Below are 18,111 nucleotides of genomic sequence, written 5' to 3'. Positions count from 1 at the left end.
CCTCAGTCCCATTCCAGGCCGCCGCGCCGCCACACGTACGCGTACGCGACGAAGACGGTGAGCACGAAGAGCAGCATCTCCACGAGCCCGAACACACCCAGGGCGTCGAAGGTGACGGCCCAGGGGTAGAGGAAGACGATCTCGATGTCGAAGACGATGAAGAGCATCGCCGTCAGGTAGTACTTGATGGGGAAACGCCCGCCGCCGGCCGGCGTGGGGGTCGGCTCGATACCGCACTCGTAGGCCTCGAGCTTGGCCCGGTTGTACCGCTTTGGACCGATCAGCGTGGCCATGACCACGGAGAAGATCGCAAAGCCTGCCCCGAGGGCTCCCAGTACGAGGATGGGCGCATACGCGTTCACCGCTCCTCGCTCCTCTCAGTCGGCACTGACTGCTGGCGGTTTCACCGGACTCGCATCCGCCCCCTCAGTCCCACAAACCCCGTCTGTCCCGGCGAAGATCGAGAACATGTGAAGCAGGTCACAAGCCCAGTTGCCTCGCATCTTATGCCCGTGGCTCTGTGATCTGCGACACGGGGTATTGCACAAGCTTTGTGATCTCCACCACCTGACGAAGGATCATGAAGTCGGATGAGCGGTGATCTTCACACTCGAAGCGTCCGAGTGATCACCAGAGGTGACATTTTCGCTAGTCAGCGCAGCTCGGAGGGGTCGTCTCAATATCAAGAGTGTTCCGCTGCATGCAAATTGGAGTTGGGCACCCGCCGTTGATAGAGGACCACGTTCACATCTGGACGGAGGTCTAGGGAGGCGATGTGGACGCGTGCACGCGTTCACGAAGTCGACCGGTGGAGTGGACCGATGTCGATCACACGCGAGACGCGGGCGTCGCGGTAATCGTTCCGTGACCTCCGCCACATTCATGAGAGGCGGATGAAAAGCGGGCTTGGCCATCGGACCCAACGAGTGGTAGGTGGCGGGCAATTCGGGCGTAACGACGAAAGGCCATGATCACAGGCTTGATCAACCGTGTCCGCAATGTCCGTTACGGCGTCAATAAGGGCCGACACGCCCGGGGTTCCGAGTGCCGATTGAACAACTGTGGCGCAGCACACGTTTCTTGAAGGTATGGAGGAGCCCCTGATACCGCTTGTTCCCATGTCCCACACCGCTCACATACGCAGCCACCGGAAACCCCGCCGCACCGCGTCCTCGACGATCGCGATGCGCGCCGGAGTGGCCGGTGGCATCCTCAGCACCGTGGCAGTGGCCAGTGCGTCGGCCGCGGCGAACGCCGCCGAGCCCGTGACGCAGACGCTCGAACTGCCCGTCCTGACGGCCGACCTGGCCGCTCAGGTCGCCGAGTCCGCGGACGCCACCCAGCTGGCCGCCGCGAGCTACGAGCTGGAGGCCGAGCGTGACGCGGCCGCCGCGAAGGCCGCCAAGCAGGCCAAGGCGGACCTCGCCGAGGCCAAGCGGAAGGCAGAGGCCAAGAAGAAGGCCGCGGAGGCCGCCCGCAAGGAGGCCGCGGAGCGCGCCGCCCGTGACGCCGAGCGCGCCACCCTCACCGCGACCGCGAGCGCGGGTGCCGGCGTCGACACCGGCACGACCGCCTCCGCCCCCGCGAGCGGCAGCGTGGCGACGGTCATCTCCTTCCTCAAGGCGCAGTTGGGCGACGCCTACGTCATGGGCGCCACCGGCCCCAACGCCTGGGACTGCTCCAGCCTCGTCCAGGCCGCCTTCCGCCAGGTCGGCGTGGACCTGCCCCGGGTCTCGCAGGACCAGTCGATGGTCGGCACCGAGGTCTCCCTCTCCGCCCTCCAGGTGGGCGACATCCTGTACTGGGGCGGCAAGGGTTCCGCCTACCACACGGGTGTGTACATCGGTAACGGCCAGTACCTGGACGCGGCCAACCCGTCCAAGGGTGTCGTCATCCAGGACCTCTCCGGCTACCCGGCGTCGGGTGCGGTGCGCGTGCTCTGATTCACGAGCCGCGCGCCGGCAGGGGCGCCACGGGGGAAGGGCCGCAGCCGCTCGGGGGCAGCGGCCCTTCCGCCGTACCGCGTGTTGCGCGTGGCGCCCCCGCCCCAGCACTCTCTTGCCCGACGGCCACGCCGCGGTGGCGGGGCCGCGGGAGAGAGAAGGAGGGGCAGCGATGCCCAGCGTCTTCGTCCAGGGAACGCCCGTCGAGTCCTACCCGCCGCTGGCGCCCGAGGCCCGGCGCGGTGCGGTGCGGCGGATCACCGAGGTAGGTGAACAGGTCCTGCACAAGCCGTGCCGGGACGTGACCGAGTTCGGGCCCGATCTCGCCGCGCTCATCGACGACATGTTCCTCACCATGTACATCGCCGACGGGGCCGGGCTGGCGGCGAATCAGGTAGGCGTCGATCTGCGGCTGTTCGTCTACGACTGCCCGGACGACGAAGGTGTCCGACATGTCGGACACATCGTCAACCCGGTGCTGGAACCGCTGCCTCCGGCCGGGCGACGGCTGATCGACGACAGCGAGGGCTGTCTGTCGGTGCCGGGGGCGACGATGGAGGTACCCCGGCCCGACCGCGCCGTCGTGCGCGGGTACGACAAGGACGGCGGTCCGCTCGTCATCGAGGGGACGGGGTACTTCGCGCGGTGTCTCGCGCACGAGACCGACCATGTGAACGGGCACGTGTATCTGGACCGGCTCTCCGCGCGGGAGCGCAGGCGGGCGCTGCGGCAGGTGGCGGACCGGCGGGACGAGGTGTTCGCCCGCCGGGCCGCCAACGTGGCGGCGCTGGGCGCCTGAGGCCCGCCGGGCTCAGGCCTTCGGGGCCACCCGGCTCAGCCCGTTGATGATGCGGTCCATCGCGTCGCCGCCCGTCGGGTCCGTGAGGTTGGCGAGCAGCTTCAGGGTGAACTTCATCAGCATCGGGTGGGTCAGGCCGCGCTGGGCGGCGATCTGCATGACCTTGGGGTTGCCGATGAGCTTCACGAAGGCGCGGCCGAGGGTGTAGTAGCCGCCGTAGGTGTCCTTGAGGACCTGCGGGTAGCGCCGGAGCGCGGCCTCCCGCTGGGCGGGGGTCGCGCGGGCGTGGGCCTGGACGATGACGTCGGCGGCGAGCTGGCCGGACTCCATGGCGTAGGCGATGCCCTCGCCGTTGAAGGGGTTCACCAGGCCGCCGGCGTCGCCGACGAGGAGCAGCCCGCGCGTGTAGTGCGGCTGCCGGTTGAAGGCCATGGGCAGGGCGGCGCCGCGGATCGGGCCGGTCATGTTGTCGGGGGTGTAGCCCCAGTCCTCCGGCATGGACGCGCACCAGGCCTTCAGCACCTCGCGCCAGTCCAGCTCCTTGAAGGAGTCGGAGGTGTTCAGGACGCCCAGGCCGACGTTGGAGGTGCCGTCGCCCATGCCGAAGATCCAGCCGTAGCCGGGCAGCAGGCGGTCCTGGGGGCCCCGCCGGTCCCACAGCTCCAGCCAGGACTCCAGGTAGTCGTCCTCATGACGCGGTGAGGTGAAGTACGTACGGACCGCGACGCCCATCGGACGGTCCTCGCGGCGGTGCAGGCCCATGGCGAGGGAGAGGCGGGTGGAGTTGCCGTCGGCGGCCACCACCAGCGGCGCGTGGAAGGTGACCTCGCGCTTCTCCTCGCCGAGCTTGGCGTGCACGCCGGTGATCCGGCCGGTGCGGTCGTCGATGATCGGGGCGCCGACGTTGCAGCGCTCGTGCAGCCGGGCGCCCGCCTTCTGGGCCTGCCGGGCGAGCTGCTCGTCGAAGTCGTCGCGCTTGCGGACCAGGCCGTAGTCGGGGAAGGAGGCCAGATCCGGCCAGTCCAGCTGGAGTCGGACACCGCCGCCGATGATGCGCAGGCCCTTGTTGCGCAGCCAGCCCGCCTCCTCGGAGATGTCGATGCCCATCGCCACGAGCTGCTTGACCGCGCGCGGGGTGAGACCGTCGCCGCAGACCTTCTCCCGTGGGAACTCGGTCTTCTCCAGCAGCAGCACGTTCAGTCCGGCCTTGGCCAAGTGGTAGGCCGTCGTGGAGCCCGCCGGGCCCGCGCCCACGACGATCACATCGGCGGTGTTGTCCGTCAGAGACTCGGCCACGGCGGGATCTCCCCAAGTTCGAAATCTGTGTGCCGACCGGCACTGGACATGGGCAGTCTATTCAGCAGAATTGATCACCCGGCTGAAGGGCTGCCCCCGTGAACCGAACTCTCCCCGTAGTGCGGCTGCGCGTCCCCACCGACGAGGACGCCGTCGCCTGGCACCGGGTGTTCGACCACCCGGACGTCATGGAGTTCCACGGCGGCAGGGCCGCGGAACTGTCCGTCTACGAGGAGCTGACCGCCCGCCAGCGCCGCCACGACGCCGAGCACGGCTTCTGCCTGTGGACCATGCTGGACGAGGAAGACCGGGTCATCGGCTTCACCGGTGCCCAGCCCTGGCCCTGGGAGTGGGGGCCCAAGGGCGAGATCGAGATCGGCTGGCGGCTCGGCCGGGAGCACTGGGGCAAGGGCTATGTCACCGCCGCCGCGCGGCAGACCCTGGAGCGGGTCAGGGCCGCGGGGGTGCCCGACGTCGTGGCGATGGTCAACGCCCGCAACGCCCGTTCCATCGCCGTCACCCAGCGGCTGGGCATGCGGCTCGCCGAGACCTTCACGACCCCGACGAGCAAGCAGCAGGGGCACTGCTACCGGCTCGCCCTGTAACGCCGAGTAATCGTCGGCTACGGAAAGACACTTGACGCTTCCGGACCACCCACCGGGGAGTTACCCTGCCAGTACCGCTGGGGGTGACATCTGTGCGCATAACACCCAGGACACCCGAGGTGAGGGTGCCGAAGCTGGTCGGTCTGATGGCCATGGACGCGCGCGCGACGGCCGACGCGCACGGGGTGCTGCTCGCGGCACCCGACCGGCCCGACTTCCATCTCACCGTCGTCGACTACGTCGTACGGCAGTACCCACCGCCCGGCGTCGAGATCCCGCGCGGGGCGGTGGTCACCGTCTGGTTCGACCTCGGGGAAGGTGAGGGCGGCGGCGGATCGGGGGTCCGGGAACCCCGGCTGCCGAATCCGCCACGGGGCGGGATACGGCGGGAAATGGACGAGCCGGAGGATCCGTTCGCGGTGGCCCGCTCCCACTGAGCGCTCCGCTGGTTGCGCCGGGTTCCTTGGCTGGCGCGTCGTCGGGGCTGGGCACGCGGTTCCCCGCGCCCCTCCGGGACGTTGGTCAGCTCTGGCCGGTCACCTTGAAACCCCGGTGCAGGGCCACCACCCCGCCCGTCAGGTTGCGCCAGGCCACGCTCGACCAGCCCGCGGTCCGCAGCCGGTCGGCCAGGGCGCTCTGGTCGGGCCAGGCGCGGATGGACTCGGCGAGGTAGACGTAGGCGTCCGGGTTGGAGGACACGGTCCGCGCGACGGGGGGCAGCGCCCGCATCAGGTACTCGGTGTAGACGGTCCGGAAGGGCGCCCACGTCGGGTGGGAGAACTCGCAGATGACCACGCGCCCGCCGGGCCGGGTCACCCGGTACATCTCGCGCAGCGCCGCGTCCGTGTCCTGGACGTTGCGCAGCCCGAAGGAGATCGTCACCGCGTCGAAGGTGTCGTCCTTGAACGGCAGCCTCGTGGCGTCCCCCGCCGTGAACGGCATCCACGGCTGGCGCCGCTTGCCGACCTGGAGCATCCCCTGGGAGAAGTCGCAGGGTACGACGTACGCGCCCGCGCGGCTGAAGGGCAGGGAGGAGGTCCCCGTACCGGCCGCCAGGTCCAGGACCTTCTGCGCGGGGCGCGCGTCGACGGCCCGCGCGACCTCCTTGCGCCATCGCCGGTCCTGGCCGAGGGACAGCACGTCGTTGGTCAGGTCGTACCGTTCCGCGACGTCGTCGAACATCGAGGCGACTTCGTGCGGCTGCTTTTCCAGGGATGCGCGGGTCACGGAGCCATTCTTGCAGCAGAGGTCGCGAGCGGGGCGGCCGGGAGAAGACATGGCCTCTTCCGCGCCGCCACGTCCTCCACCCACCCGCACAGCAGCACGAAGACCGCGATCAGCAGCCAGGCCACCCCGAACATGAACCACTGGCTCTCCAGCGGCAGATGGGCCTCGAAGGCGGGGATCTCCCAGAACCGGTCGATCAGCGGTACGGCGAGGACCAGCGCGATCTCGTGCCAGAGGTAGATCGTCACCGCGCGCGCGTTGAAGACGGCCACGACCCGGTCGAGCCGCCGGAACCGGGCCAGCCCGGCGAGGTCGACGCGGAAGCGCGCCTTGGCGTACATCAGGGGCGTCACGAAGCCCGCCGACCAGAAGGCCTGCGCCAGGGGGTTGTCGTCGAGGTCGTAGGTGCCGCCGTACTCGGCCTGGTGCGTCAGCGCGTACCAGCCGCCGTAGCCGAGCGCGGCCAGCGACAGCGCCCCGACGGCGGACGGCCGCAGCCGCGCCAGCACCCCGTCGCGGTGGGCGAAGCCGAGCAGCCAGCAGAACAGGTACGTCGCCAGGTCCCACAGCCCGGCGCCGAGACGTCCGTCCGGCGGCGGCCAGGCGAAGGTGAACACCACGACCGGCGCGAGCGACAGCGCCAGCACCGCGACCGGCGCCCTCCTGAAGAGCCACAGCAGGGCCGGGGAGAGCAGGACGAACCAGAGGTACGTCCGCAGGTACCAGAGGACCTCCCAGGCCTGCTCGCCCCACGCGTCGCCCGGCGGGTCGCCGAGCGGCACCACCCAGTAGACGATCCGCCAGCCCGGCAGCCAGCCGTGCAGCAGCATCGCGAGCACCACGAAGAAGCCCCAGAACCAGAACGGCGGCAGCAGTCGGCGGACCCGGCCCCTGACCACCGCGACCGCCGGACGCTCCAGCGACCTCGCCATCAGGCTCCCGGCAAGGGTGAACATGACACCCATGGAGGGGAACACCATGCCCGCCCACGCCCAGCCGAAGGTGTGGTACGCGACGATCCGCACGAGGGCGAGGGCCCGCAGCACGTCGAAGTACCGGTCCCGGCCCCCACCTCCCCCACCTCCCGCGCCTCCCGCGCCTCCCCCTCCCGTCCGTATCCCGGACTCACCCTTCCGTACGCCGGTCCCGCCCGCCCGTGCCCCGGTCCCGCCCCGCCTCCGATGCGCCCCCATCAGCCCGCCGATCCCGCCGGTGTCCCCACCTCGCCCGTCCGCTTCAGCTTCTGCCAGCGCAGTCGGCCGCCGGTGAGGGCGGTGACGCAGGAGTGGATGAGGACGAGGTACATCATCTGCCGGTAGGCGAGCTGCTGGAGCGGCATCATCAGCAGATACCGGTACTTCTCCCGGTCGAGCCGGAAGGCGTACGCCGCGCACACCAGTTGCACCCCCAGCACCGCCAGCCACGCCAGCAGCGCCGCCTTGAAGTCGACGAAGATCATCGAGTAGGCGGTGAACACGTCGATGAGCGGCGCGAAGACCGGCGTGACGATCTGGAAGACCACCACGAGCGGCATCCCCACCCGCCCGAACCGTCCCGAGGGCCCCTTGTCCGTGAGGGACTTGCGGTGCTTCCACAGCGCCTGCATGGTGCCGTACGACCAGCGGTAGCGCTGGGACCAGAGTTGCTTCAGGGACCCCGGCGCCTCGGTCCACGCCCGCGCGTGCTCCTGGTAGACCACCCGCCAGCCCGCGCGGTGCATCGCGATGGTGATGTCGGTGTCCTCGGCGAGGGTGTCCTCGCTCATCCCGCCGGCCCCCAGCACCGCCTCCCGCCGGAACGCGCCGATGGCCCCGGGGATCGTCGGCATGCAGCGCAGCAGGTCGTACATGCGGCGGTCGAGGTTGAAGCCCATCACGTACTCGATGTGCTGCCAGGCGCCGATGACCGTGTTGCGGTTGCCGACCTTGGCGTTGCCCGCGACCGCGCCGACGCCGGGGTCGGCGAAGGGCTGGACGAGCTGCCGTACGGTGTCCGGTTCGAAGACGGTGTCGCCGTCCATCATCACGACGATGTCGTGAGCGGCGTTGCGGACGCCGTTGTTGAGGGCGGCGGGCTTGCCCGCGTTCTCCTGCCGGATGACCCGGACGTTGAGCATGCCGAGGTCGGCCGCCGTGTCCCGCGCGAGCTGCGCCGTGCCGTCCGTCGAGCCGTCGTCCACGACGATGATCTCGATCGGGTGCGTGCTCCGCGCCAGCGACCGGAGGGTGTTGGCGATGCACTCCTTCTCGTTGTACGCCGGGACGATCACGGTCACCGGCCGGGTGACCGGCGGTCCCCAGCTGAAGCGGCGGCGGTCGCGCTGCCGGTGGTGGCGCCGGGCGAGGACCACCATCATCCCGAACCGGCCCATCACGGCCACACCGACCACCACCAGCCCGGCCGACAGCGCCGGTACGGTCCACTCGGCGACGGCGACGGCCGCGACGAGCGCCTTGCCCTCGTAGAGGGTGGTGCCGGTGGCCGCACGGTGGGCGGCCTGGAGCATCGCCGTGCCCGAGGCCCCCGGGGGCACGGCCGCACCCGAGGCCCCGGCCTGCTCCGCCTCCTCCGCCCGGGCCTCCCGCATCGCCCCGCTGACGGTCGTGAAGGTGTACCCCTCCGCCTGCATCTTCTCGATGTACCGCGCCAGCGCCGTCACCGTCTGCGAGCGGTCACCGCCCGCGTCGTGCATCAGCACGGACGCGCCCTCCCCGTCCTCCGGGGTGGCCCACTTGACGATCTTCGCCACGCCCGGTGTCTTCCAGTCGTCGCTGTCGGTGTCGACGAAGACACTGGTGTAGCCCTCCTCGCCGAGCCGCTGGTAGACGGGCCAGCTGTAGTTGTCGATGGCGTCGGTCTCGGAGGAGTAGGGCGCCCGGAACAGGGTCGTCGTGATCCCGGCCGCGCCCGCGAGCGCGAGCTGGGTCTGGGTGATCTCACGGGTGACGCGGGCGTCGCTCTGGTACGACAGGTCGACGTGCGTGAAGGTGTGGACGCCGACCTCGTTGCCCTGCTCCACGAGGTCCCGCACGATGCCGGGGTAGCGGGAGACCATCGAGCCGACGACGAAGAAGGTCGCCGGGACGTCGTACTCCGCCAGCACCTCCAGGATCTGCGGGGTCCAGGTCGGGTCCGGACCGTCGTCGAAGGTCAGCGCGATCGTCTTGTCCGGCACCGAGAGGGTGGTGGCCTCGCCGCCCCGGAAGGTGAGGATCGGTCCGCCGTTCAGGACGTCGTCGGGTACGTCGCCGGCGCTGGCGCCGGTGCGGACGCGCTGGTCGCCGCCGACCTCGGCGCGCAGATAGCCGTCCAGCAGCATCACGCAGGTCAGCGCGAGCAGGAGCAGCAGGGCGAGGACGACCCGGGGGCGCTGGAGCGCCGCGGCCCGGCCCGCCGCGCGCTCGATCCGGCTGGGGGCACGGCGACGACCCCGGGCGGGACGTGCGGGGGCGGTGGTCATGAGGCGCCGTTACCGCCCTGCGGCGGGAGACCGGTGCCGGGGGCACCGCTGGGGGTGCCGCTTGGGGCGCCGCCCGGGCCGGACCCGCCCTCCGCGCCGAACGGCAACAGCGAGGACGGCGTGAGCGAGGTCCCCCAGCCCATGAAGGCCGCGCCCAGCAGGACGGCGTACCCCACACAGGCGACGCCGAGGAGGAGGCCGATCCGGCGCAGCACCTTGGCCCGGCGCCCGGAGGTGTCAACGAACACGGGCCCTTCGACGACGGGGGCCTCGTTGCCGCGTTTGCGGCGGCGACCGCGCATGGCGGCACGACTTTCGACGACAGACTCGGAATGCATTCCCCGGACGATAGGGATCCTTTATTTGTGCAGGGCACGGCGCACATATGAGGAGCCCATGAAGAGACCCGGAACCTGTCCCTTCCCTTAGAGAAGGCCTGCACGACAGCAAATCGGCGCCGATACCCAGCCTCGTGTGAGACGTTGCCCCTCCCCACGAGCCGATTCCACGAGAGCGGGTGCGTCAGCGATGCGGAGTTTCCTGAAGCCGGTGGCCGGGCTGAGCTGCCTGCTGGCACTGGCGGTCACGGGGTGCTCCACGACGACCACGGCGACGGCCGAGAGCACACAGGCACAGGACGCCCCCGAGGAGCCGTACACCTCCTACGCCCCCTACGTCAGCGCCACCGCCGCCGCCGACCAGGACACCGCCGGTTCCCCGGCGGCGTACAACCTCGCCTTCGTGATCTCCGAAGGCGACGGCTGCACCCCGGCCTGGGGCGGCAGCCACGGCATCGACGACTCGGCCGTGACGTCCCGGATCGCCGCGCTCGGCGAGACGGGCGCCGCGCTCCGCGTCTCCTTCGGCGGCGCGTCCGGCGCCGAGCTGGCGACCGTCTGCGACAGCGCCGAGGACCTGGCGGAGGCCTACGGCGCCGCACTGGACGCGGCCGGTGCCACCCGGGCGGACTTCGACATAGAGGGCGACACCCTCACCGACTCCGGCTCGGTCGCCCTGCGCTCGGAGGCGGTCGCCCTGCTCCAGGAGCAGCGCCCCGGCCTCGACGTGTCCTTCACGCTCCCGGTGATGCCGTCCGGCCTCGACGACGACAGCGTGACCCTGCTGGAGTCCGCCAACGACCACGGCGTGCAGGTCGCCACCGTCAACATCATGACGATGAACTACGGCAGCACGTACACCGGCGACATGGGCGACTACGCGCTCGACTCCGCGAAGGCCACCCACGCCCAACTCAAGGAGATCTTCGGCCAGTCAGACGAAGGCGCCTGGCACGCCATGGCCCTCACCTCGATGATCGGCGTGAACGACGTCGACGACGAGACCTTCACGCTCGCGGACGCCGCGCAGGTGCGGACCTTCGCGGAGGAGAAGGAGATCGCCTGGGTGTCGATGTGGTCCACGTTCCGGGACCAGCAGTGCGCGGACGAGGGCAGCCCGGCCACCGAGTGCACCGGCGTGACCCAGTCACCCGGCGCCTTCGCGGAGGCCTTCACCGGCTGAACCCGGCTGCCCCGTCACCGCCGCCGGTGCACCAACCGCCCCGCGCACACGGTGGCGACGGCCTCCCCCACCCCGTACTCCTCGGCGAAGACGGCGAGATCGGCGCGCCCGTCCACCTCCAGCACGGCGGCTCGCGCGGCCCCCAGCACCCGTACGTCGTTCCGCTCGGCCGCCGCCCGCAGCTCCGCCGTACCCACGTGCCCGGCGACCACCGCCGTGGCCCCCAGCTTGAGCACGGCGTGCACGCGCTCGCGCGGCGAGGGCGCGTCCGGCAGCGGACCGTCGTGGACGAGGCCGGGCCCGAGCACCCCGGGCCACCGCCGCACCCGCGCCCCCGGGAACCGCTCGGTCAGCTCGGGCAGCGCGCCCACGGCGGCGATCAGCGCCCCGTCGACGGCGACGGCACCGTCCTTCAGGTACCCGCCGCCGCCCACCACCTGGTCAGCGGCATGAATGGTCAGCACGAACAGCCCGTCCGCCCGGTCAGTTGGAGGCGAGCAGCTTCAGCTCGGGGTGGGCGGTGCCGCCCGCGATGGCGGTGGAGGAGATGTGGGACATCACGCGCCCGTCGACGGGGTCGTCGGCGGGGTCGTCGTGGACGTGGAGGTGCTCGTACGTGGTGGACCGCTGGGCGGGCACGCGGTCGGCGCCCCGGATCATCTCGATCATCTCCATCAGGTTGGAGCGGTGCTTGGCACCGGCCGCGGAGACGACGTTCTCCTCCAGCATGATCGAACCGAGGTCGTCGGCGCCGTAGTGCAGGGTGAGCTGGCCCGCGTCCTTGCCGGTGGTGAGCCAGGAGCCCTGGATGTGGGCGACGTTGTCGAAGAAGAGCCGGGCGACGGCGATCATCCGCAGGTACTCGAAGATGGTGGCCTGGGTGCGGCCCTTCAGATGGTTGTTCTGCGGCTGGTACAGGTACGGGATGAAGGCGCGGAAGCCGCCGGTCCGGTCCTGTACGTCGCGGATCATCCGCAGGTGCTCGATGCGCTCGGCGTTGGTCTCGCCGGTTCCCATCAGCATGGTGGACGTGGACTCGACGCCCAGGTTGTGGGCCGTCTCCATGATCTCCAGCCAGCGCTCACCGCTCTCCTTCAGCGGGGCGATGGCCTTGCGGGGCCGCTCCGGCAGCAGCTCGGCACCGGCACCGGCGAAGGAGTCGAGCCCGGCGGCGTGGATCCGCTGGATCGCCTCCTCGACGCCCACCTTGGAGATCCGGGCCATGTGCTCGACCTCGGAGGCGCCCAGCGAGTGGATCACGAGCTGCGGGAAGGCCTCCTTGATGGCGGCGAAGTGCTTCTCGTAGTACTCGACGCCGTAGTCCGGGTGGTGACCGCCCTGGAACATGATCTGCGTACCGCCCAGTTCGACGGTCTCCGCGCACCGGCGCAGGATGTCGTCCAGGTCCCGGGTCCAGCCCTTGGCCTTGTCCTTCGGCGGCGCGTAGAAGGCGCAGAACTTGCACGCCGTGACACAGACGTTGGTGTAGTTGATGTTCCGCTCGATGATGTACGTCGCGATGTGCTCGACGCCCGCGTACCTGCGGCGGCGTACGGCGTCGGCGGCGGCGCCCAGCGCGTGCAGCGGGGCGTCGCGGTAGAGCGCGAGCGCCTCCTCGGGCGTGATCCGCCCACCGGCCGCGGCACGGTCGAGCACAGACTGGAGGTCGGCCTTCTCGGTCACCGAAGCGTCCCTTTCGTCAAGGGTTGTGGACAGACCGACTCAGCCTACGCCAGCCGTTCGAACCGACCGACGTCAGGCCGCGCGGGCGGCACGGCCGCCTACTCCACCTTCGAGAGGCGCGCCTCGGGCCGCCCCGAGTCCGAGCTGTCCGACTTGTACCGGAGGTCGTCGCCGACCGGGGTGAGGCTGACAGTGTGGGCGGCCTGGCTGCACCCGGCGTGGTTGCCCTCCGCGCCCACGGAGTCCGCCAGCAGCCGCCCGCCGCTGACCTCCTTGAGGGTCAGTACGTCGGTGCAGACGCCGCCGAGCGGATCGGTGTTCTGGACGCGGCCCACCTCCTCGCCCACCTTGGCCTGCTCGACGGTGACCCGGAAGGCGCCCATGGGCAGCGCGCCGCCGAGGGCGGTGCCCTGGCCCTCCCAGGTGCCGAGATAGCGGTCGGGCACGGCCGCCGCCCCACCGGAGGAGTCCCCGGGGGCGCTCTGGCTCGCCGACGGGGTCCGCGTGCCCGTGCCGGGCCCCTGGTCGGCCGAGTCGTGCTCGCCGCCGCCCGGCACCAGATCGAACAGGAACGCCGACCCGACGGTCACCGCGGCCAGCGCCCCCGCGACCGCGAGCGCGACGGTGCAGCTCAGCCGCCGCCCGCGCCCGCCGTCCCCCGGCATGGTGGTCGCCGAGAGGCTGACGGAGACCCGGCCCGGACGCTCGTCGGTGGGCGGCGGCACGAAGGTGGGCGCGTGCGGCGACGGCATCACGGGAGCGGGCCCGAAGCCTCCGCCGCTCCCGCCGCTCCCACCGTGGGAGCCCGGCCCCGGCACGGAGGGAGGGGGCGTCGGTGTCGGGGTCGGCGGCAATGACGGGAGCGGCGGGCTCGTCGCGGGAGTCGGGGACGGCGCCGGAGTTGAGGGCGGCACCGGAGTCGGGGCCGAAGGCGGCGTCGGCGTCCAGCTGGGCGTCGGCGTCGCGTTCACCGCCGGACTGCTGAACCCCACGGGCCCCGAGGCCTCCCCACCACCCCCCGCCGTCTCCAGGTTCAACAACTGCACGGCACTCCGGCTGACCCGCTCCACCAGGGGCCCCGGCAGCCAGCCCCCGCTGATCAGCCGCGCCGTGCCCTCGGGCGCCAGCCGCGCGGCGATGTCGCGGGGCGCGGGCCGGGCGCCCGGGTCCTTGGCCAGGCAGGCGGCGGCCAGCTCCCGCAACTCCCCGTCGAGGCCGTCCAGTTCCGGCTCCTCGTGGACGACCTTGTAGAGCAGGGCGGCCGAGGAGTCCCCCGGGAAGGGCGGCGCGCCGGTCGCCGCGTACCCCAGGACGGCACCGAGCGAGAAGACGTCCGCGGCGCCCGTGACGCCCTTGCCGAGGATCTGCTCGGGCGACATGTAGCCGGGCGAGCCGATGGAGACGCCGGTGGAGGTGAGGGAGGCGGTGCCGTCGGTGGCGCGGGCTATGCCGAAGTCGATGAGGAGGGGGCCGTCGAGGGTGAGCAGGACGTTGGACGGTTTCACGTCCCGGTGTACGAGGCCCAGTTCGTGCACGGCCGCCAGCGCCTCGGCGAGCCCCGCGCCCAGGGCCCGTACGGTGTGCGCGGGCAGGGCTCCACCGTCCGTGACGGCGGCGGTGAGGGACGGCCCGGCGGCGTAGGCCGTGGCGATCCACGGCACCGGCGCCTCGGGGTCGGCGTCCAGGACCGGCGCGGTCCAGGCGCCGCCGACCCGCCGCGCCGCCTCGGCCTCGCGGCGGAAGCGGGCCCGGAACTCCTCGTCGAGCGCGAAGTGCGGGTGGACGATCTTGACGGCGACGGTCCGGCCGCCGGCGCTGCGGCCGAGGTAGACCCGCCCCATCCCGCCGGAGCCGAGCCGGCCGAGCAGCCGGTAGGGCCCCACGGTGGTGGGCTCGTCGGCACCGAGCGGCTGCATGCCGCCCCCCTTTCCCCCGGATGTTCCCCCGATTTCCCCGCACTGCCCGGAAGGGTATAAGCCCGACGCGCCTCGGGGCCTGTGCCGTCGGACGCTCCCCAGCCCGTCCGCTACGGCTGGAGCAGCTCCACCTTCACATCGGCCGGGAACCCCGTCGTGGGCCCCACCCGGCGGGCGAACTCCGCGACCGCCGCGAGCTGCGGGCCGCCGAAACGGAAGTCCAGGGTGGTGAAGTAGCGGGCGAGGACCTCCTCGTCGAAGGCCTCCCAGCGGGCGGCCTGTTCGGCGACCTTGGCGACCTCCTCGAGGGAGAGGTTGCGGGAGGCGAGGAAGGCCTCGTGGACCTTGCGGGTGATGACCGGCTCCCGCTCCAGGTAGTCGCGCCGGGCGGCCCAGACCGCGAAGACGAACGGCAGTCCGGTCCACTCCTTCCACAGGGTGCCCAGGTCGTGGACCTCCAGGCCGAAGCGGGGCCCGTCGAGCAGGTTGGCGCGCAGGGCGGCGTCGCCGATGAGTACGGCGGCGTCGGCCTCCTGCATCATCAGGCTCAGGTCGGGCGGGCAGGTGTAGTAGTCGGGCTGGACGCCGAACCGTTCCGCCAGCAGCAGCTGGGCGAGCCGGACCGAGGTGCGCGAGGTGGAGCCGAGGGCGACCCGGGCGCCGTCGAGGCGGTCCAGCGGGACCTGCGAGACGATCACGCAGGACATCACCGGGCCGTCGCAGCCGACCGCGATGTCGGGGAAGGCGACCAGTTCGTCCGCGTGCCGGAGGAACTCGACGAGGGTGATCGGCCCGATGTCGAGGTCTCCCCGCACCAGCTGCTCGCTGAGCTTCTCCGGGGTGTCCTTCGTCAGCTCGAAGTCGAGGAGCGTGCCCGTTCTGGCGAGCCCCCAGTACAGGGGCAGACAGTTCAGGAACTGGATGTGGCCGACACGCGGCCGGGTGCGAGAAATGTCCACATCGCGAGACTAGACCCCGTGGGGTAGGGCGCGGGCTCCCGGGGCCCGGGAGCGGGGGTGTCAACCACACCAGTCCCTTCAAACATCCGGGTGACGTGATCTTGCCCTCTATTGCATTCGGCGGCCCGCGTGCTAGGCTCGCCGCAAGTTGCAGTTTGGTTTCCCTTGCAGTACAGAGCCTGCGGAGCATGTGACCGCGGGCTCTCGTCGTTCCTAGGCGGATGCAGTTGTGCAGAACTCATGATCTTCACACTTGCTGGTTCTGGAGCAGGGCAACCCTTTGAGCCCAAGGAGGGCTTATGGCTACCGGAACCGTGAAGTGGTTCAACGCCGAAAAGGGCTTTGGTTTCATCGCCCAGGAAGGCGGCGGCCCCGACGTCTTCGTCCACTACTCCGCGATCAACGCGACCGGCTTCCGGTCCCTTGAGGAGAACCAGCAGGTGTCCTTCGACGTCACCCAGGGCCCGAAGGGCCCGCAGGCGGAGAACGTCACCCCGGTCTGATCGATCCTCCGATCCGGGAACGAGTGCAGTACCCAAGGAGCCCCGCGCCGTCCAGTACGGCGACGGGGCTCCTGCCCTTTTCGGCGGGGAGCCGCCGACGGCGGACGGCGGACGGGTGAATTCCCGCGGAATTCCGGCACCGGCACCCCGCCTCACACATGCTGCATGATCAACACGAATGCCGTTCCGGGCTCCAGCGCCTCATACGAATGGGCCACATCCCCCCGGTAACTCAGGTAATCGCCCGGTTCCAGCTCCACCTCCTCGCCGCGCGGCCCCGCCTTCACCCGTCCGGCGCCGACGACCAGATGCTCCACCGTCCCCGGAATGTGCGGCTCCGACTCCCGTGCCGCGCCGGGTTCCGCCCGCAGCCGGTAGATGTCCCGCCGGGCCCCGGGCGGGCTGGCCGAGAGCAGGGTGGCGACGTAGTCGGCCCGCTCGGAGGCGACCGACGGCCCCTCCCCGGCCCTGATCACCTGCACCGCGGGCGCGGGCGGCTCGACGAGCGCGCTGAACGGCACACCGAGCGCGACGCCGAGCGCCCACAGGGTCTCCACGCTCGGGTTCCCGCCCCCGGCCTCCAGCTGCGACAGCGTGGACTTGGCGATTCCGGCGCGCTTGGCCAGCTCGGACAGGGAGAGCCCCGCGCGGGTGCGTTCACGGCGCAGGGCCGCCGCGATCCAGTCGAGGGGGAGCCTGGGAGGGGGCGTGCCGTCGGTGCCGTCTGCCATGCGTTCGCTCCATCAATACGATCGTTCGCCTTGACGAACGGGCCCGGGTGCGTTCATCGTAGAGAACATGCGTTCGCCACTCCGAACACCTGATTCCGTCCCCATGATGGCACCGCTGGCGCCGCTCGTCCGCGACGCCTCCCTGGTCTGGCTGGCGAGCGGTGTCGTCGGGGTCTCCTTCGGCGCGATCGCCGTCACGGGCGGGCTGCCGGTGTGGGTGCCGGTGGTGATGTCGCTGGTCGTGTACGCGGGCTCGGCCCAGTTCAGCGCGGTCGGTGTGCTGCTGGCCGGGGGCGGTCCGATCGCGGCGGCGGCCACCGGTCTGCTGCTGAACACCCGGACGGCCGCCTTCAGCCTCGGCGTGGCGGACAGCCTGGGGAAGGGGCGGCTCGCCCGGTTCCTCGGGGCGCACCTGGTCACCGACGAGACCGTCGCCTTCGCCCTGGCCCAGCCCGACCCGGACCGGCGCCGGGCCGCGTTCTGGATCTCCGGGCTGGGGCTGTTCGCCGTGTGGAACGCGGGCGTGCTTGCCGGGGCCCTGGCGGGCACCGCGCTCGGCGACACCGGCCGCTACGGCCTGGACGCCGCCTTCCCCGCCGTACTCGTGGCACTGGTGCTGCCCGCCCTGCACGAGGATCCGGCGGTACGCCGCTGTGCGCTGCTCGGCGCGGCGATCGCCCTGGCCGTGACACCGGCCGTCCCGGCGGGGGTGCCGGTGCTGCTGGCGCTGGCCGGGCTGGCGCTGTACGGGCGGCGGGAGCGTGCGGCATGAGCGCGACGGTCGCGATGATCCTGGCGCTGGCCGTGGGGACGTACGCCTTCCGGCTGGTGGGGCCGGTGCTGCACGGGCGGGTGCAACTGCCGGTGCGGGTGCAGGAACTGCTGTCCGCCGGGGCGGTGGTACTGCTGGTCGCGCTGCTGGCGACGGGGGCGCTGACCGAGGGCGGCGACTGGGCGGGCTGGGCGCGCCCGGCCGGGGTGCTGGCAGGTGGCGTACTGGCCTGGAGGAGGGCGCCCTTCCTGGTGGTCGTGCTGGGCGCGGCGATAACGACGGCGGCACTCCGGGCGCTCGGCGTCGAGTGAGGCACCCCACGCCCCACGCCCCGCGTCCTCGACACCGCAACCCCGCCCTGCGACCCCGACGCCGCGACCCCGAGAACGCAACCCGGCATCGCACCCCCGCGCCCCCGACACCACAACCCCGGCCCTGCGACCCCGAGACCACGACCCCGGCCCTGCGGCCCCGGCACCACCACCCCGAGAACGCAACCCGGCATCGCACCCCCGCGCCCCCGACACCACAACCCCGGCCCTGCGACCCCGAGACCACGACCCCGACACCACAACCCCGGCCCTGCGACCCCGGCACCACCACCCCGAGAACGCAACCCGGCATCGCACCCCCGACGCCACGCCCTCGACCCCTGCCCCGACCCCCCAGCCTCGCCCCCGGTCACCCCTCCGGTAC

Annotated in this window: 19 protein-coding genes; 8 read left to right on the top strand and 11 right to left on the bottom strand. The window is 71.5% G+C overall.

The window, feature by feature from the left end; translation table 11 throughout:
- Positions 1-2 precede the first annotated feature (2 nt).
- Positions 3-362 (bottom strand): NADH-quinone oxidoreductase subunit A, encoded by a 360-nt coding sequence (locus tag KBY47_RS31255; protein ID WP_007383963.1) that lies wholly within the window; start codon positions 360-362, stop codon positions 3-5.
- A 726-nt stretch (positions 363-1,088) separates the two neighbouring features.
- Between KBY47_RS31255 and KBY47_RS31250 the strand changes: the two genes are divergently transcribed.
- Positions 1,089-1,943: a C40 family peptidase gene (locus KBY47_RS31250; RefSeq protein WP_210927111.1), complete on the top strand. Its 855-nt coding sequence runs from the start codon at positions 1,089-1,091 to the stop codon at positions 1,941-1,943.
- 172 nt (positions 1,944-2,115) lie between these two features.
- On the top strand, positions 2,116-2,742 hold the full coding sequence (gene def / locus KBY47_RS31245) for a peptide deformylase (RefSeq protein ID WP_210927109.1): 627 nt from the start codon (positions 2,116-2,118) through the stop codon (positions 2,740-2,742).
- Between the two features lie 12 nt (positions 2,743-2,754).
- Here the strand turns inward: def and KBY47_RS31240 are convergent, their stop codons facing one another.
- The gene (locus KBY47_RS31240) at positions 2,755-4,038 is read right to left on the bottom strand and encodes a geranylgeranyl reductase family protein (RefSeq protein WP_210927106.1); all 1,284 of its coding nucleotides are present in this window, start codon (positions 4,036-4,038) and stop codon (positions 2,755-2,757) included.
- A gap of 98 nt (positions 4,039-4,136) precedes the next feature.
- Between KBY47_RS31240 and KBY47_RS31235 the strand changes: the two genes are divergently transcribed.
- Together KBY47_RS31235 and KBY47_RS31230 are read left to right on the top strand one after the other, a co-directional pair.
- Complete coding sequence (locus KBY47_RS31235; protein ID WP_210927104.1) at positions 4,137-4,643, top strand: GNAT family N-acetyltransferase; 507 nt, start codon at positions 4,137-4,139, stop codon at positions 4,641-4,643.
- Between the two features lie 92 nt (positions 4,644-4,735).
- Positions 4,736-5,080: a PASTA domain-containing protein gene (locus KBY47_RS31230; RefSeq protein WP_210927102.1), complete on the top strand. Its 345-nt coding sequence runs from the start codon at positions 4,736-4,738 to the stop codon at positions 5,078-5,080.
- A gap of 85 nt (positions 5,081-5,165) precedes the next feature.
- Here the strand turns inward: KBY47_RS31230 and KBY47_RS31225 are convergent, their stop codons facing one another.
- From KBY47_RS31225 to KBY47_RS31210, 4 genes are read right to left on the bottom strand one after another with little or no spacing between them, the layout of a single operon-like run.
- Positions 5,166-5,870, bottom strand: a complete 705-nt coding sequence (locus KBY47_RS31225; RefSeq protein ID WP_210927100.1) for a demethylmenaquinone methyltransferase — start codon at positions 5,868-5,870, stop codon at positions 5,166-5,168.
- Positions 5,867-7,120 (bottom strand): acyltransferase, encoded by a 1,254-nt coding sequence (locus KBY47_RS31220; RefSeq protein WP_247695519.1) that lies wholly within the window; start codon positions 7,118-7,120, stop codon positions 5,867-5,869. The genes KBY47_RS31225 and KBY47_RS31220 overlap by 4 nt, the downstream gene beginning before the upstream one ends.
- Positions 7,063-9,330: a bifunctional polysaccharide deacetylase/glycosyltransferase family 2 protein gene (locus KBY47_RS31215; RefSeq protein WP_210927096.1), complete on the bottom strand. Its 2,268-nt coding sequence runs from the start codon at positions 9,328-9,330 to the stop codon at positions 7,063-7,065. The genes KBY47_RS31220 and KBY47_RS31215 overlap by 58 nt, the downstream gene beginning before the upstream one ends.
- Positions 9,327-9,668 (bottom strand): hypothetical protein, encoded by a 342-nt coding sequence (locus tag KBY47_RS31210; RefSeq protein WP_247695513.1) that lies wholly within the window; start codon positions 9,666-9,668, stop codon positions 9,327-9,329. Before KBY47_RS31210 ends, KBY47_RS31215 begins: the two co-directional genes overlap by 4 nt.
- A gap of 190 nt (positions 9,669-9,858) precedes the next feature.
- Between KBY47_RS31210 and KBY47_RS31205 the strand changes: the two genes are divergently transcribed.
- Positions 9,859-10,851 (top strand): chitinase, encoded by a 993-nt coding sequence (locus KBY47_RS31205; protein ID WP_210927094.1) that lies wholly within the window; start codon positions 9,859-9,861, stop codon positions 10,849-10,851.
- Between the two features lie 14 nt (positions 10,852-10,865).
- On the opposite strand, the gene KBY47_RS31200 is transcribed toward KBY47_RS31205, so the two are convergent.
- The 4 genes from KBY47_RS31200 to KBY47_RS31185 all read right to left on the bottom strand — a co-directional run bounded on the left by KBY47_RS31200 (position 10,866) and on the right by KBY47_RS31185 (position 15,409).
- Positions 10,866-11,315, bottom strand: a complete 450-nt coding sequence (locus KBY47_RS31200) for a hypothetical protein (protein ID WP_210927092.1) — start codon at positions 11,313-11,315, stop codon at positions 10,866-10,868.
- Between the two features lie 19 nt (positions 11,316-11,334).
- Positions 11,335-12,534 carry a cyclic dehypoxanthinyl futalosine synthase gene (gene mqnC, locus KBY47_RS31195; protein WP_210927090.1) on the bottom strand — a complete coding sequence of 400 codons (1,200 nt, stop codon included), beginning with the start codon at positions 12,532-12,534 and terminating at the stop codon, positions 11,335-11,337.
- A gap of 98 nt (positions 12,535-12,632) precedes the next feature.
- The gene (locus KBY47_RS31190) at positions 12,633-14,450 is read right to left on the bottom strand and encodes a serine/threonine-protein kinase (protein WP_210927088.1); all 1,818 of its coding nucleotides are present in this window, start codon (positions 14,448-14,450) and stop codon (positions 12,633-12,635) included.
- A gap of 110 nt (positions 14,451-14,560) precedes the next feature.
- Positions 14,561-15,409, bottom strand: a complete 849-nt coding sequence (locus KBY47_RS31185) for a menaquinone biosynthetic enzyme MqnA/MqnD family protein (RefSeq protein WP_210927086.1) — start codon at positions 15,407-15,409, stop codon at positions 14,561-14,563.
- A gap of 299 nt (positions 15,410-15,708) precedes the next feature.
- Here KBY47_RS31185 and KBY47_RS31180 point away from each other — a divergent pair, with 299 nt between their 5' ends.
- Positions 15,709-15,912 carry a cold-shock protein gene (locus KBY47_RS31180; protein WP_004984723.1) on the top strand — a complete coding sequence of 68 codons (204 nt, stop codon included), beginning with the start codon at positions 15,709-15,711 and terminating at the stop codon, positions 15,910-15,912.
- 152 nt (positions 15,913-16,064) lie between these two features.
- Here KBY47_RS31180 and KBY47_RS31175 read toward each other — a convergent pair whose 3' ends face one another.
- Positions 16,065-16,643, bottom strand: coding sequence for a helix-turn-helix domain-containing protein (locus KBY47_RS31175; RefSeq protein WP_210927084.1), 579 nt, complete (start codon positions 16,641-16,643; stop codon positions 16,065-16,067).
- A gap of 67 nt (positions 16,644-16,710) precedes the next feature.
- Here KBY47_RS31175 and KBY47_RS31170 point away from each other — a divergent pair, with 67 nt between their 5' ends.
- Positions 16,711-17,415 (top strand): AzlC family ABC transporter permease, encoded by a 705-nt coding sequence (locus KBY47_RS31170; RefSeq protein WP_374103136.1) that lies wholly within the window; start codon positions 16,711-16,713, stop codon positions 17,413-17,415.
- Positions 17,412-17,726, top strand: coding sequence for an AzlD domain-containing protein (locus KBY47_RS31165; RefSeq protein WP_210927082.1), 315 nt, complete (start codon positions 17,412-17,414; stop codon positions 17,724-17,726). The genes KBY47_RS31170 and KBY47_RS31165 overlap by 4 nt, the downstream gene beginning before the upstream one ends.
- Positions 17,727-18,111: the final 385 nt, after the last annotated feature.

It is taken from the genome of Streptomyces sp. B93 (assembly GCF_018070565.1).
GTDB lineage: Bacteria > Actinomycetota > Actinomycetes > Streptomycetales > Streptomycetaceae > Streptomyces.
The sequence above is the reverse complement of the archived record's forward strand: the minus strand, read 5'-3'. Positions and strand labels throughout refer to the sequence as shown.